Below are 14,647 nucleotides of genomic sequence, written 5' to 3'. Positions count from 1 at the left end.
AGGGTGCGTCGGATCGCTCCGTCGGGGCCGCTGCCGGGCCATTGGTACAGTCGCAGCCCGGATCGGCCTACCAGGAAGAGACCAACGGACCATGGCGGTGGACGCCCTCGACACCCGCATCCTGCGATTGCTCATCGAGCAGCCGCGCACCAGCGTCCGCGAGTACGCACGCATCCTCTCCGTCGCCCGGGGCACCCTCCAGGCCCGTATCGACCGGCTGGAGCGGGACGGTGTGATCACCGGTACGGGTCCGGTCCTGTCCCCTGCCGCGCTGGGTCACCCGGTGCTGGCCTTCGTTCATCTGGAAGTCACCCAGGGGCATCTGGACGAGGTCGGTGAGGCGCTCGCCTCGGTGCCGGAGATCGTCGAGGCCTTCTCGACCACGGGCGGCGGCGATCTGCTGGCCCGGGTGGTGGCCCGCGACAACGGGCATCTGGAGGATGTGATCCAGCGGCTGATCCAACTGCCCGGTGTGGTCAGGACGCGTACCGAGGTGGCGCTGCGCGAGCGGGTGCCGCACCGGCTGCTGCCGCTGGTCGAATCGGTGGGCCGCACGGCCGCCGGCAACCCGAAGTGATCACCGTCTTGGCATGCTGGACGGCATGAGCTCCCGGCGCATCCCCGTCCCCACCGTCGTCTTCGATCTCGACGCCACACTGGTGGACAGCGAGCCGAACTATTACGAGGCGGCGCGCCGCCTTCTGGAACGGTACGGCGTGCCCGGCTTCACCTGGGAGCATCACACCCGCTTCATCGGGATCGGCGTCCGCGAGACACTGACGGCCCTGCGCGCCGAGTACGGGATCGAGGCTCCCGTCGACGAACTGGTGGCGGGTCAGGACGCCCTGTATCTGGAGCTGGCGCGATCGTCGACCGAGGTCTTTCCCGAGATGCGGAAGTTCGTGGAGCGGCTGCACCAGGAGGGCGTCGGGATGGCGGTGGCGTCGGGTTCGTCCCGGGCGGCGATCGAGGCCGTGCTCGCGGGCACGGGACTCGACGCATATCTGAGCACGTATGTCTCGGCCGACGAGGTGGCGCACGGCAAGCCGGAACCGGATGTGTTCCTGGAGGCCGCCCGCCGCCTCGGCGCGGCGGCCGCCGACTGTGTGGTCGTGGAGGACGCGGCACCCGGCGCGGCCGCAGCGCATGCGGCGGGCATGCGCTGCATCGCGATTCCCTATGTGGCCGCGACGGCCTCCGATCCGGCGTTCACGGCAGCCGGTCTGCTCTTCGCGCGGGGGCAGAGCGAATTCACTGCGCAGGCCGCATACGACTGGCTGTTTCCGGGTGCAGGGCCCCGGCCCGCGCCCGTTCGGCCAGTTCCGCCTTCCTGATCTTGCCGGTGGCGGTCATCGGGAAGGCTTCGACCAGCTCGATGCCGGGGACCTTGTACGAGGCCATCGCCCCCACCGCCCATTCGTGCAGGGAAGCGGCGGTCAGCGTGGAGCCGGGGACGGCGCGGACGTACGCGTGGGGCCGCTGCCCGCGCTCCTCGTCGTCGACCGCGACCACGGCGGCGGCCATGACGTCCGGGTGCTGGGCGAGGAGGTTCTCTACCTCGGTCGGGAAGACGCTCATCCCCTTGACCTTGATCATGTCCTTGTCGCGGCCTAGGTAGTGCAGCGCGCCGTCCTCGTCGAGGCTGCCGATGTCGCCGGTGTGCAGCCAGCCGTCACGCAGTGCCGCGGCGGTCGCCTCGTCGGCGCGCCAGTAGCGGGTGAGGACGGAGGGGCCGCGGACGACGATCTCGCCGCGTTCGCCCAGCGGCAGCGGCTCGCCGGTGGTGAAGTCGACGACCACGAAGTCGGTGCCGGGCACGGGCAGTCCGCAGAAGACCGGGGCGGCCAGCAGATCATGGTCATCGTCCTGGAAGCCGAGGGTGTTGGTGTCGCTGGTGTGGGTCTCGCTCATGCCGTAGGACGCCTCGCGCAGCACGCTGTCCTGCCCTGCGGCCTTGCGCCAGCGGGCCCGCAGCGCGGGGGTGAGCTTGCGGATGAAGGAGACGGTGAGCGGGGCGGTGAGGCTGCTGAGGTCGGGGCGCGGCCCGTCGGCCGCTTCGAGCAGGCCCAGGAGTTCGAGGTAGTTCTCGACGGTCCCGGCCATGGTGGTGACCCGGTATTTCCCGATGGCTTCGAGGACGGTCACTGCGTCCCAGCGGGGCAGCAGCACGCTGGTGCCGCCGGAGACCAGCGGGGCGAGAATGCCGAGGTTCTCGCCCGCGATCCAGAAGACCGGCAGGAAGCACAGTGAGACGAGGCCGTCGTCCGCGCCCGGCATACCGTTCTGGATGGCGGTGGCCGTGTAGACCATGTGGCGTTGGGTGTGTTCGCAGCCCTTGGGCATCCCGGTGGTGCCGCCGGTGTAGTTGAGGGCGGCGAGTGCGTCGAGGTCGTCGGCGATCCGGCCGAACGGGGCGTGGTCCAGGAGCCGCTCCCAGTCCCGGGTCAGCAGCACCTCGCGTACGGGGGTGTCGGCCCGTATTGCGTCCAGTACCGGGAGCAGTTGCTCCTGGGTGATGACGACCTCCGGTCCCGCATCGCGGAGTTCGTGCCGCAGCTCGGCCGCCCGGAACATCGGGTTGACCGGGACATGGACGGCGCCGATACGGAGGACGGCGAGCATCGCGACCACGAAGTGGGGCGAGTTGGGGAGATGGACGCCGACCCGGTCACCGGCGCGCACGCCGAGGGAATGGAGTCGTCCCGCCAGGCGGCCGGAATCGGAGTCCAGTTGTCGGTAGGTCAGTTCCTCGCCCTCGAAGACGACGGCGGCCCGGTCCGGTGTCAGCTCAGCCCATCGGCGTACGTAGCCCGGCACGGTCAGCCATCCCGCCCGGTGGGCCGTGCTGTCGGGCTGCCGTCCCGCCCTGGCTCTCGTCTGACGGGCGCGCAGATCGCTCAGGTACTCATCGGTCACTACGGTGCGGCTCACTGCTGGCTCACTACTCCTTGCGTATGGCTCCGACTCCGAGCAGGTGCAGGTACATGGCGGTGACGTCGCGGACCGCGTCGTCGTAGGCGTCGGGCCGCTCGGCGACCAGCCGGGCGAACTGAATGCTCATGCCGCCGACCGCGCGCGCCACCGAGAGCGGTTCGACGACCGGCCGGGCTCCGCCAGCTCTGCGGATGGCCGCCGATGTGAAATACACCGGTCTGGGCACCTTCGAATTCCTGGTCTCCGGCGCCGAGTTCCATTTCATCGAGGCCAATCCACGGCTCCAGGTCGAGCACACCGTCACCGAGGAGATCACCGGAGTCGATCTGGTCGCGGTGCAGCTGCGGCTCGCGGCGGGCGAGACGCTCGACGCACTGGGGCTGGCGGGCCCGCCGCAGTCGCCGCGCGGTTTCGCGCTGCAGGCCAGGGTGAACGCGGAGGTGACCGGGCCGGATGGCTCGGTACGCCCTTCGGCGGGCAAGCTGACCCGGTTCGACGTACCGACCGGCCGGGGTGTGCGGGTGGACACGGCGGCGCGGGCCGGGCTGGAGATCGGCGTGCGGTACGACTCGCTGCTCGCCAAGGTGATCGTCCACGCACCGGACTTCGCTGCGGTGTGCGACCGGGCGCGGCGAGCCCTGGGCGAGTTCGCGGTGGAGGGCGTACGGACGGGGACGGAGCTGCTGCGTGCGGTGCTGGCCCATCCCGACTTCACGGCGGGCGGTACGGACACCGGCTTCGTCGCGGACCGGCTGGACACACTCATGGCGGACTTCACCCCGAAGCCGCGGCAGGGGACGGCGGACGGAACCCTGACCGCGCCGATGAGCGGCACGGTCGTCTCGGTCGATGTCGCCGTGGGCGATGACGTGCGTTCCGGGCAGCAACTGCTCGTCGTCGAGGCCATGAAGATGGAACATGTCGTACGGGCCGAATCGGCCGGTACGGTACGGGCGGTCGGGGCATCGGTGGGCGACACGGTCGGCGAGGGCCGCCCCCTGCTGGTCATCGACCCGTCGGACGGTCCGGCGGGCGCCGGGACGGTGGCGGACACCATCGATCCGGACGCGATCAGGCCCGATCTCGCGGAGGCCCGCCGGCGGCTGGGCATCGGTCTGGACGAGCAGCGGTCCGAGGCCGTCGCCAAGCGGCACCGGATCGGCCGACGCACCGCCCGGGAGAACATCGCGGACCTGTGCGACGAGGGCTCGTTCACCGAATTCGGCGCCCTCGCCATCGCCGCGCAACGCCGCCGCCGTTCACTCGACGACCTGATCGTCTCCACCCCGGCCGACGGCATGGTCACCGGCACGGGCACGGTGAACGGCGAACCGTGCGTGGCGATGTCGTACGACTACACCGTCCTCGCGGGCACCCAGGGCCATCAGAACCATCGCAAGACGGACCGTATGCTGCTGCTCGCCGAGCGGCGCGGGCTGCCGGTGGTGCTGTTCGCCGAGGGCGGCGGTCGCCCCGGGGACACGGACACCACGGCGGTCGCGGGTCTCGATGTGACGACCTTTCATCAGATGGGCCGTCTCAGCGGTCTCGTCCCGCTGGTCGGCATCGCGTCGGGACGGTGCTTTGCGGGGAACGCGGCGCTGCTCGGCTGCTGCGACGTGGTGATCGCGACACCGGAGGCCACCATCGGCATGGGCGGCCCGGCCATGATCGAGGGCGGCGGGCTCGGCACATACCGGCCGGAGGAGGTCGGACCGCTCTCCGTGCAGGTCCCGAACGGTGTCGTGGACATCGCGGTGGCGGACGAGGCCGAAGCGGTGGCGACGGCCCGTCAGTATCTGTCGTACTTCCAGGGTCCGCAGGCCGGCGGGGAGGCGCCCGACGGGCGGCTGCTGCGTCACACCGTGCCGGAGAACCGGCGCCGCGCCTACGACGTACGGACGGCGCTGGAAGGGCTGGCGGACGTGGGTTCCGTACTGGAGCTGCGGGCCGGTTTCGGGACGGGGATCATCACGGCGCTGGTCCGGATCGAGGGCCGGCCGATGGGCCTGATCGCCAACAATCCGCTCCATCTGGGCGGCGCCGTCGACCGGGACGCGGCCGACAAGGCGGCCCGTTTCCTTCAGCTGTGCGACGCGTTCGCGCTGCCCGTCGTCTCGCTGTGCGACACCCCCGGCTTCATGGTCGGCCCCGATGCCGAACGGACGGCGACGGTGCGGCATTTCTCCCGGCTCTTCGTCACGGGCGCCAATCTGGGTGTTCCGCTGGTCTCACTGATCCTGCGCAAGGCGTACGGTCTCGGCGCGATGGCCATGATGGGCGGCTCCACGCGCGCCCCGCTCGCCACGGCGGCCTGGCCCAGCGGGGAGCTGGGCGGGATGGGGCTGGAGGGCGCCGTCCGGCTCGGCTATCGCAAGGAGCTGGCGGCGATCGAGGACCCCCGAGGAACGCGAGCGGGTCTTCCAGGAGCGGGTCGCCGAGCTGTACGAGCACGGCAAGGCCGTCAACGCGGCGGCGGCGCTGGAGATCGACGCGGTGATCGACCCGGCGGACTCCCGGGCCTGGATCCTGTCGGCGCTCGACGGCCGGCCACCCGAGGAGGTCTCCGCCCCGGCCCTCTCTCCCGGCAGGCGCCGTCGGTTCGTCGACACCTGGTGAGGAATCCGCGGCGCTGCCGCCCGGCGGAGCCTCTGCGGACAGCGGGGCCGCTGCTCGGGGTGCCGTCGAGGTCCGACGGCCGGATATCCTGATCATGCCGCGCGCCCCCACCCCGCCCCGATCCCGGTCGGGTCGCCGCCGTGGCAGTCGAAGCGGCCCACAATTCGAGATTGGTGCACAGGTGCTGGTAGCTGGTCGGTACCGCTTGTTGTCTTCCATAGGCCGCGGCGGCATGGGTGAGGTGTGGCGCGCCACCGACGAAGTGCTCGGCAGAGCGGTGGCCGTGAAGCTGCTGCTCGGCGACCACGCGGACGAGTCGGCCACCGCCCGGTTCCGTCTGGAGGCGCAGACCGCGGCCCGCCTGAGCCACCCTCATCTGGTGGCCGTGTTCGACTTCGGGGCCTGGGAGGACCGCTTCTACCTCGTGATGGAGCTCGTCGAGGGCAGAAGCCTGGGCGATCTGCTCGCGGCCGAGGAGCGGCTCGGCGCCGAGCAGGTCGCCCGGATCGCGGGCCAGGCGGCCGCAGGGCTCGCCGCCGCCCATCGGCAGGGCATCGTGCACCGTGACATCAAGCCCGGAAACCTGATGCTGGACGCGGAAGGGTCCGTCAAGATCGGCGACTTCGGCATCGCCCAGTTCGTCGACGACCCTTCCGCCGCGCTGACCACCACGGGGCAGATCGTCGGCACCAGCCTCTATCTCGCCCCGGAGCGCGCCCTGGGCCGTACGGCCGGTGCGGCGTCCGACATGTACTCCCTCGGCTGCGTGATCTACCAACTCCTGCTGGGCGAGCCACCGTTCCGCTCCGACACTGCGACCGCCACGCTCTATCAGCATGTCGACACGGCCCCCGTGCCGCTCAGACAGCGGGGAGTCGACCTGTCTCCCGCCTTCGACTCCTATCTGCTGGGGCTGCTCGCGAAGCAGCCGGAGGACCGGCCCGGCGCCCAGCAGGTCGCCGACTGGTTCCAGAGCGATGCGTGGCGGGGACAGCCGGAGCCCATGCCCATGTACGCCCCCACGCCCCCTCCGGCAGCGCCGAGTGCTCCTTATGCCCCGGCGGCTTCCCCCGCGTTCGGCACAGCCCCCGTATCTGCCTCCGCTCAGCAGGCCGAGGGCGTGACGACATATCGCCTGCCGCAGGCCGGCGGCCACAGACGGCGTCCGGCGGACCGGTCCGTGCCGGTCCGGCGGCGCACCGGCGCCCGAGAGGCGATCAGACGTCGGCCCAGAGTGGCAAGCGCCATTGCCGGTACGGTCGCCTTCCTCGCGGCCGTGTACCTGGGGATGACCTTGTTCTCGCCGGACTCCAGCTCGGCCGGCACACCGGACACCGGCTCCACCGCGACCACCGGACCCGAATCACCGGCCCCCGACCAGCCGGCACAGGACAGCGGGGACGACGACGAGGACTGAGCCGCTCCCCGCTGCCGACCGACCCGTCGACCGTACCGTCCCTGCCGCGGCCCGTCCGTCAAGCACCCGTCAGGACCCGCGGCTGCGGCGTCAGCAGTTCATCAACGAACGCCGACGGGCCGGCACGCTTCCCTAACGTCGCTGCCATGGGACGACGTGACATCCGAGCTGTGCCCGGCCCGCACACCGGCCGAGCACACCCTCCGCCCGATACGACCGCCCACGACCACGGCTGGGCCGGGGACCTGTGGTTCGCGGTCCGCTGCGCCGTGACGCTGCTCGGGCTGCTCCTGGCCGTCGACACGACGGCCGGTCACCTCACCTGGCTGCGCGCACTGTTGTGGACGGGCCTGGCCGCCCTGCTGTTCGTGATCCTGGTGCCGCCGCGGATCCGCGCGGGTGCCGGGTGGCTGTCCTGCCGCAACCTGCTGCGGGAACGCATCGTACGCACCGACCGGCTGGTGTCGGTGCGCTGGTCGGACGGAGTCTCCCAGCGTCTGGTGCTCCGTGACGCGGACGGCGGCCGGGTCGAGGTCGATCCCCAGGTGTTCCTCGCCAATCCGGCGCTGTGGCACCGACTGGACGACGACGCCCGCGGCTGTGTGAAACGCGGGATGCTGCAGTGCGGGGTGACGGCGCTGCGGCAGTTGGCCGACCGTATCGACCGCCGGACCGCGCGTACGGTGTTCACGATCTCCGGCCTGGAGTAACCGCCCCGCACGCCCGGGTTGTTGTGCGATCCCACCATCGCGGCTTGACCAGACTTGCCAAGTCCCCCGGCAGCCCTCGCTGTTCATTGACGAGGCCATGACGACATGTGAGTGTTCGGTCGCTCGATCAGGGACGACGGCGACACGGGCGACGGGGCCGGCCTTCGACGGCCGGAGCAAGTGCGTCATCGTACGCCGCTGCCCGTGATCGAGGCCCCCCGACTCAAGGAGCCTCGATGAAACGCAGACCGATGACGGCCGGGACAACCCTGGCCGTCCTCGCCGGAATGCTGGTCGTCACCAGCGGCCAGCCAGCATCTGCCGAACCGTCTCCGCCCGCCCCGACCGCGCTCTCGGCCGCGGTGTCGGCAGCCGACCGGGCCGCCGCCAGTGGTCTCGACACCCTGGCGAAGGGGCCCGACGAGCAATACGAGCGGCAGATGGTGACCCCTTGGGTCAAGGGTATGTACTCCGTCGCCTACCAGCGCACCTACCGCGGTCTGCCGGTCGTCGGCGGGGACGCCGTCGTGGTGGCCGACTCCGAGGGCCGGGTACGCGGCACCCAGTCGGCAGTGTCCCGGCGGATCAACGTGCCGACCACACCGACCGTTTCCGCCAAGGCGGCCGAGACCCTCTCCCGCAAGAGACTCACCACCGTGAAACGGGTGGACTCGCACCGTCTGGTCGTGCGCGCCACGGACAGAACCTCCCGGCTGGCCTGGGAGACGGTGCTCACCGGGCGCAGCGCCAAGTCCCCCAGCCATCTGCATGTCTTCGTCGACGCGGGCACCGGCAAGGTGCTCGACAGCTACGACGACGTCAAGGCGGGCACCGGCAACAGTCAGTGGAACGGCCCGTCGCCGCTCTCCATCGACACCACCGCGTCGGGCGGCAGCTACTCGCTGCGTGACCCGAACCGGCCCGGCCTGAGCTGCGCCGACTACAGCACGGGCAGTGTCTTCAGCAAGTCGAGCGACTCCTGGGGCACCGGCAGCGCCTCCAGCAGGGAGACCGGTTGCGTCGATGTCATGTGGGCGGCGCAGCACGAGTGGAACATGCTGCGGGACTGGCTGGGCCGCAACGGGCACGACGGCAACGGCCGCAGTTGGCCGGTCAAGGTCGGACTGAACGACGTCAACGCCTACTGGGACGGCTCCTCGGTCTCCATCGGCCACAACAACGCCAACCAGTGGATCGGCGCCATGGACGTGGTGGGCCATGAGTTCGGCCACGGCATCGACCAGTACACGCCCGGCGGCGCCGACAACGAGTCCGGTCTCGGCGAGGCCACCGGCGACATCATGGGCGCCCTGACCGAGGCGTACACCAATGAGCCCGCCCCGTACGACGACCCGGACTACACCGTCGGAGAGAAGATCGACCTGGTCGGCAACGGGCCGATCCGGATCATGTACAACCCGTCGCAGGTCGGCGACCCGAACTGCTACAGCTCCTCCATACCCAACACCGAGGAGCACGCGGCGGCCGGTCCGCTGAACCACTGGTTCTATCTGCTGGCCGAGGGCTCGAACCCGGGCGGCGGCAAGCCGTCCAGCCCGACGTGCAACAGCTCCTCGGTCACCGGTGTCGGCATCCAGAGCGCCGGCAAGGTCTTCTACGGCGGCATGCTGCTCAAGACGAGCGGCATGACCTACAAGCGCTACCGCACGACCACCCTCACCGCCGCCAGGAACCTCGACTCCAGTTGTGTGCTCTTCGACCGGACCAAGGCCGCCTGGGACGCCATCGGTGTCCCCGCCCAGAGCGCCGACCCGACCTGTACCCCCAGCGGCAACAACGACTTCACGATGTCCCTGGACCCGGCGTCCGGCTCGGTGAAGCCCGGCAATTCGGTGACGGCCGCGGTGCGGACATCGGTCAGCTCCGGGAGTGCGCAGACGGTGAACCTGACGGCGAGCGGTCTGCCGGGCGGTGTCACCGCGTCGTTCAGCCCGTCGTCGGTGCAGTCCGGAGCGTCCTCGACGATGACCCTGTCCGCGTCGTCGGACGCCGCGCCCGGCGCGTACACCTTCACGGTGAAGGGTGACGGCACCCTGAGCCACACCGCGCAGTACACGCTGACCGTCGACAACGGCGGCAGTCCGGGCGGCAGCGCGCCCGACATCAGTGTCGCCAACGTGCAGTCCCATCTGGCACAGCTGAACACCATCGCTTCGCAGAACGGCGGCAACCGCCGGGCCGGCAGCGCCGGTTACACGGCCTCGGTCGCCTATGTGAAGGGCAAGCTGCAGGCGGCCGGTTACACGGTCAGCGAGCAGACCTGCACCAGCTGCACGTACCGCGGCAACAACCTCATCGCCGACTGGCCGGGCGGCCCCTCCGACCAGACCGTCATGTTCGGCGCCCACCTGGACGGCGTCGCGGCCGGCCCCGGGATCAATGACAACGGCTCGGGTTCCGCCACCCTGCTGGAGAACGCGCTCGCCCTGGCGCAGCAGAACCCGACGATGACCAAGCATGTCCGCTTCGCCTGGTGGAACGGCGAGGAACAGGGCCTGCAGGGTTCCCAGTACTACGTCGGCCAGCTCAGCGCCGCCCAGCGCAGCGCCATCAAGGCGTACTACAACTTCGACATGGTCGCCTCGACCAACGCGGGCTACTTCATCAACAACGTCGACTCGGCCGCCTCGGCCCCGATGAAGGAGTACTGGGATTCGCTGAACCTCGCTCCGGAGGAGAACGTCGAGGGCCAGGGACGCTCCGACGACTACTCCTTCCAGCAGGGCGGCATTCCCACCTCCGGTTACGCGACGGGCGCGAGCGACACCAAGTCGTCGGCCCAGGCCGCCAAGTGGGGCGGTACGGCGGGCAGGTCCTACGACTCCTGCTACCACCAGTCCTGCGACACCACGAGCAACATCAACGCGACGGCGCTCGACCGCAGCGCCGACGGTGTCGCCCATACGGTATGGAAGACGTCCGTCGGAACAACCGCGCCGGCCAATGACTTCTCCGTCGCGGTGCAACCGGTCTCCGGCAACGTCCAGCCGGGCGGATCGGTCGGCGCGAGTGTGTCGACGGCGACCACCAGTGGCTCCGCGCAGACCGTGAACCTGACGGCCTCCGGGGCGCCGAGCGGTGTCACGGTCGCGTTCGCCCCGGCCTCCGTGCAGTCGGGTTCGTCGTCGGCCATGACCGTCTCCGCCGGGGACCGGACCGCGCCGGGTACGTACACCATCACGGTGACCGGGACCGGTTCGGCCACGCACGCCACCACGTACTCGCTCGTCGTCGGTGGCGGCGGTACGTGCCAGGCGCGGCAGGTCGTCGCCAACGGCGGCTTCGAGGAGGGCGTCGCGCCGTGGACCCAGACGGACGGCGTGATCAGCAACCGGACGTCGGAGAAGCCCGCGCACAGCGGCGCGTACATGGCCTGGCTCGGCGGCTGGGGATCCACGCACACCGACACCGCCTCGCAGTCGCTGACCATTCCCACGGGCTGCTCCGCGTACAAGCTCTCGTTCCATCTGCGCACCGACACGGACGAGTCGGCGGGCGACCCGACCGCGTACGACACATTCACCGTGAAACTGGGCACCAAGACGCTTGCGACGTACTCCAACACGGACGCCGCGGGCTCCTACGTCCAGAAGACCTTCGATGTCGGCGCCTTCGCCGGTCAGACGGTCACGCTCGGGTTCACCAGCAGTGAGGACGCCTATCTGCAGACCAGCTTCGTCGTGGACGACGTGACGCTGAACGCGAGCTGATCCATCAGCAGGAAGCCGGGCGGGGCGTGTGTGCACACGCCCCGCCCTCGGTTTCTCAGCGGACGACGGCCGCCAGCCGACGGGTGAAGTCGTCCGTCTCCGGCCAATTGCCGTGCCGGGTCGCCAACCGGCTGTGCAGGCCGCGGAGTTCCTGGCCGAGCAGCGTGGATGCGGTCACCTCGGTGGTGTCCAGTACGGGTTCGGCGATGGCGATCGCGGCGAGCGGGTCCTGGGCGCAGGCATGGGCGTCGGCCATCCGAACCAGGAACAGCATCCGTGTCGAGTGCATCCCCGCAGGGAGCAGACCCAGCGCGGTACGGGTCGCCTCGACCGCGCGCAGCGCCAGTCGGCGGTCACCGGTCGCCGCGGCGAGGTCCCGCAGGGCACCGGCGGCACCCGACTCCACCCGCAGACGCACGGAAGCGACGGACAGCCAGGGCGCCTCCGTCTCGTCCTGCTCGCCGACCCGGTCCATCTGTGACCAGGCACGGTCGATATGGCCCAGGGTCTGCCGCGCGTCGCCCCGCACCGCATGCCCGCGCGCCTCGTACAGATCGCTCATGGCGCCCGCCCAGTGCCGGCCCACGGCCGCCTGCCGGATCGCGCCACCGTAGGCGAGGGCGGAAGGGCCGTCGCCCTCCAGCCGCGCCAGGGTGCTCATGTCGCTGAGCGCGGCCACCTCCGTTCCGACATGACCGGCCAGGCCGGCCCATACCAGCGACCGGTCGAGCCAGGCCATCGCTGTCGCGTTCCGGCCCCACAGCAGCCGAAGACAGCCGGCCGACTGTGCGTACTCGGCTGCAAGTGGTGCGAGTTGGCGTTGGTACGGCGCTGCGGGCAGGGCCATCCAGCGGAGCATCGCGTGCAGGGTGCGCTCGACCACGACGGTCGCTCCCGGCCAGGCGCGCTCCTCGTCGGCCCGCTGGCAGACGGCGAGCAGCGCCGTCAGGGCGTGCACGGTGTCGATGTCCAGCGGCGGACACGAAACGGTGGCCGGGCCCAGGGCGCAGAAGGCCGAATGCAGGGCGATGACGTCGGCGAGTGCGGGAACGGTGCAGCCGTCGCGGCCATGCACCGGACACACCAGCCCGTAGGTGGGCAGCCTCATGGGCAGGACGGTGTCCGGCGGCAGCATCGAGAGCAGGGCGCCGCCTGCGGGCTCGCCGGGCAGGGGGCCCGTCCGTGCGGTGGTCGCGGCCGGACGTACGCCACCGCTCCCCTCGCCCGTACCACCTGTCCCTTCGGCCTGCGCCGCCTCGCAGGCGTCGAGGAGGTCGCCGCCGGCCGTCAGCAGATCGTCCAGCCTGCGAGCGAGCGGCAGCGGCGTCCTGCGGGTGCCGTGCTCCAACTTGCTGATGGCGGTGTGGTCGTAGCCGACGCGGGCGCCCACCTGGGCCTGGGTGAGCCCGGCGCGCCTGCGCCACTGACGTAACCGGGTTCCGAAGGCCCTCCACGCCTGTGCGGTTCGGACATCCGGCGAGGGGCCCACGCCCTCGGTCACCCGGAACCCCGCGGAGCCCCGCCGGATCTCCCACCCGTGCCACGCTCATGACTCATGGCCGGGAGGATAGCGAGCGCGTGTGCGCGGTGTCCTCGGTGCCGCGGGAACATGGCTTCTTCCCGCGCCTTCTCTCATCGCCCCGACCGATTGCGTAACACTCTTGCCCGGTCGGCCGGTTGAGCCGGCCGGAGCCGCATGAAGGGGCGACCCACCGGGCATATGACCGGTGACCGACAGGAGGTGGTGGCAATGGGCCGCATCAAGATCGTCCGGCGTCCGCAGCTGCCGTCGCGGCCGCCGCCACTCGATCTGCGCACCCCGTCCGGCCGCCCGCTGCCGTACTGAGCACGGCCCGCGACCGAGCGGGACCGCACAATCTCTGCCTGCGGCCCGGGGAAGACACCGCACGCCACCACCGGGGTGAGCGCCTCCGAGGACATCGGGCTGCGCTTCGCGGTCCCGCCACCTGGCGACAGGCCCCCCTCGCCGGACACACGGTCCGTATCAGGCGGCGCGCTTCACCTTCACCTGGTGCGCAGGCCGGCGCCGGTGGCCGGTGGACATGGACGGCACACCGGCCCGTACGGCCGACGGTGCCCGACTCGGCCCCCATTCTGCGCAACGGCAAGAAGTACGACGTCGGACGGTCTCGGCGCACGGCCGAGACCGGGGCCTCCTTCACCACCCGGGACGGCAAGCAGATGACCTTCACTCCGGGCCGGGTCCGGATCGTCCTCGCGCCGCAGTGACGCGAGCGGCGTCGGCTTGATCGCCGCGGGGCTACGGGAGTTGAGGAAAACCGCAGGGTGGCGGGTGCGGAGAACATCACCCGGTTCGACGGCAATCCCCGTACCGGCGCCGGCCGGCAATTCCTAGCGTTGCCGGTGAGGCGCGACGGACTTCTCGTGCCTCTCCGCCACCGGCCAGGAGTCAGTTCATGGATCTCGTCACTCTGGGACTTCCCCAGGAACCCGCAGGCGGTGTCGCAGGCTGGGCAGCCGATCTCGTCGACACCATGGGGGGTCCGGGAGCCGGCCTCGCCATCGCCCTGGAGAATCTCTTTCCGCCGCTGCCCAGCGAGGTCATTCTCCCGCTGACCGGGTTCGCGGCGGGGCAGGGCGTCATCGGCCTGGCCTCCGCGCTCTTCTGGACCACGCTCGGTTCGGTGGTGGGCGCGGTGGTTCTGTACTGGATCGGAATGCTCTTCGGCCGCGACCGGATGCATGCGATCTGGGCGAGGCTTCCACTGGTCAGGAGTTCCGATCTGGAGCGTACGGAGCAGTGGTTCGCCGAGCACGGCAACAAGGCCGTCCTCCTCGGGCGCATGGTGCCGATCTTCCGGAGTCTCATCTCCGTACCGGCCGGCGTGGAGCGCATGTCGCTGCCGCTCTTCGTGACCCTGACCGCCGTGGGCAGCCTGCTGTGGAACTCGGTGCTGGTGATGGCCGGGTACTGGCTCGGCGACCGGTGGAATCTGGTGGAGACCTATGTCGGGGTCCTCTCCAAGGCCGTTCTCGTCCTGGCCCTGGCGGCCGTCATCGCGTACGTGGGTCTGCGGTTGCGCTCCCGTCCCCGTCCCCGTTCTGAGCGGGCGCAGCACCGTCGTAAGTCGTGAGCCACGAGCCGCTGTCCGGCGCTCTCCCGGTCTCCCCCGCCCGCCAAGGACGATCTTGCCGTGACGGTGCCGCGCGACTAGCCTCGGCATCCGTGCAGGGGGACTCCACAGACAGTGCGA

General features: G+C 70.6%; 11 protein-coding genes. 9 read left to right on the top strand and 2 right to left on the bottom strand.

Translation table 11 applies throughout. From position 1 onward, the window contains the following. The first annotated feature begins 91 nt into the window (after window positions 1-91). The gene (locus ACFVYE_RS09830; protein ID WP_383963535.1) at window positions 92-577 is read left to right on the top strand and encodes an Lrp/AsnC family transcriptional regulator; all 486 of its coding nucleotides are present in this window, start codon (window positions 92-94) and stop codon (window positions 575-577) included. A 25-nt stretch (window positions 578-602) separates the two neighbouring features. Then, window positions 603-1,334 carry an HAD family hydrolase gene (locus ACFVYE_RS09825; RefSeq protein ID WP_383963532.1) on the top strand — a complete coding sequence of 244 codons (732 nt, stop codon included), beginning with the start codon at window positions 603-605 and terminating at the stop codon, window positions 1,332-1,334. Here the strand turns inward: ACFVYE_RS09825 and ACFVYE_RS09820 are convergent. Beyond that, complete coding sequence (locus tag ACFVYE_RS09820) at window positions 1,252-2,931, bottom strand: AMP-binding protein (RefSeq protein ID WP_389604914.1); 1,680 nt, start codon at window positions 2,929-2,931, stop codon at window positions 1,252-1,254. The genes ACFVYE_RS09825 and ACFVYE_RS09820 overlap by 83 nt on opposite strands. Window positions 2,932-3,059: 128 nt before the next feature. Between ACFVYE_RS09820 and ACFVYE_RS09815 the strand changes: the two genes are divergently transcribed. From ACFVYE_RS09815 to ACFVYE_RS09800, 4 genes are all read left to right on the top strand, one after another. Beyond that, on the top strand, window positions 3,060-5,645 hold the full coding sequence (locus ACFVYE_RS09815) for a carboxyl transferase domain-containing protein (protein ID WP_389604912.1): 2,586 nt from the start codon (window positions 3,060-3,062) through the stop codon (window positions 5,643-5,645). Window positions 5,646-5,785: 140 nt separating this feature from the next. Continuing rightward, window positions 5,786-6,970 (top strand): serine/threonine-protein kinase, encoded by a 1,185-nt coding sequence (locus ACFVYE_RS09810; protein ID WP_383963608.1) that lies wholly within the window; start codon window positions 5,786-5,788, stop codon window positions 6,968-6,970. Window positions 6,971-7,116: 146 nt separating this feature from the next. Beyond that, a complete protein-coding gene (locus ACFVYE_RS09805; protein ID WP_383963520.1) occupies window positions 7,117-7,680 on the top strand; it encodes a hypothetical protein in 564 nt (187 codons plus the stop codon). Between the two features lie 251 nt (window positions 7,681-7,931). After that, complete coding sequence (locus tag ACFVYE_RS09800; RefSeq protein ID WP_389604951.1) at window positions 7,932-11,411, top strand: M28 family peptidase; 3,480 nt, start codon at window positions 7,932-7,934, stop codon at window positions 11,409-11,411. 55 nt (window positions 11,412-11,466) lie between these two features. On the opposite strand, the gene ACFVYE_RS09795 is transcribed toward ACFVYE_RS09800, so the two are convergent. Continuing rightward, on the bottom strand, window positions 11,467-12,912 hold the full coding sequence (locus ACFVYE_RS09795) for a helix-turn-helix domain-containing protein (RefSeq protein ID WP_383963517.1): 1,446 nt from the start codon (window positions 12,910-12,912) through the stop codon (window positions 11,467-11,469). Window positions 12,913-13,107: 195 nt separating this feature from the next. Between ACFVYE_RS09795 and ACFVYE_RS09790 the strand changes: the two genes are divergently transcribed. From ACFVYE_RS09790 to ACFVYE_RS09780, 3 genes are all read left to right on the top strand, one after another. Next, window positions 13,108-13,257 (top strand): hypothetical protein, encoded by a 150-nt coding sequence (locus tag ACFVYE_RS09790; protein WP_383963514.1) that lies wholly within the window; start codon window positions 13,108-13,110, stop codon window positions 13,255-13,257. 248 nt (window positions 13,258-13,505) lie between these two features. Continuing rightward, window positions 13,506-13,661 (top strand): hypothetical protein, encoded by a 156-nt coding sequence (locus tag ACFVYE_RS09785; RefSeq protein WP_383963511.1) that lies wholly within the window; start codon window positions 13,506-13,508, stop codon window positions 13,659-13,661. A 188-nt stretch (window positions 13,662-13,849) separates the two neighbouring features. Next, complete coding sequence (locus tag ACFVYE_RS09780; protein WP_383963509.1) at window positions 13,850-14,527, top strand: DedA family protein; 678 nt, start codon at window positions 13,850-13,852, stop codon at window positions 14,525-14,527. Window positions 14,528-14,647 lie beyond the last annotated feature (120 nt).

Origin of the sequence: Streptomyces sp. NPDC058239 (assembly GCF_042882185.1) — a bacterium.
Taxonomy (GTDB): domain Bacteria; phylum Actinomycetota; class Actinomycetes; order Streptomycetales; family Streptomycetaceae; genus Streptomyces.
Note: the sequence above shows the minus strand (reverse complement) of the source record. Positions and strands in the feature narration are given on the sequence as shown.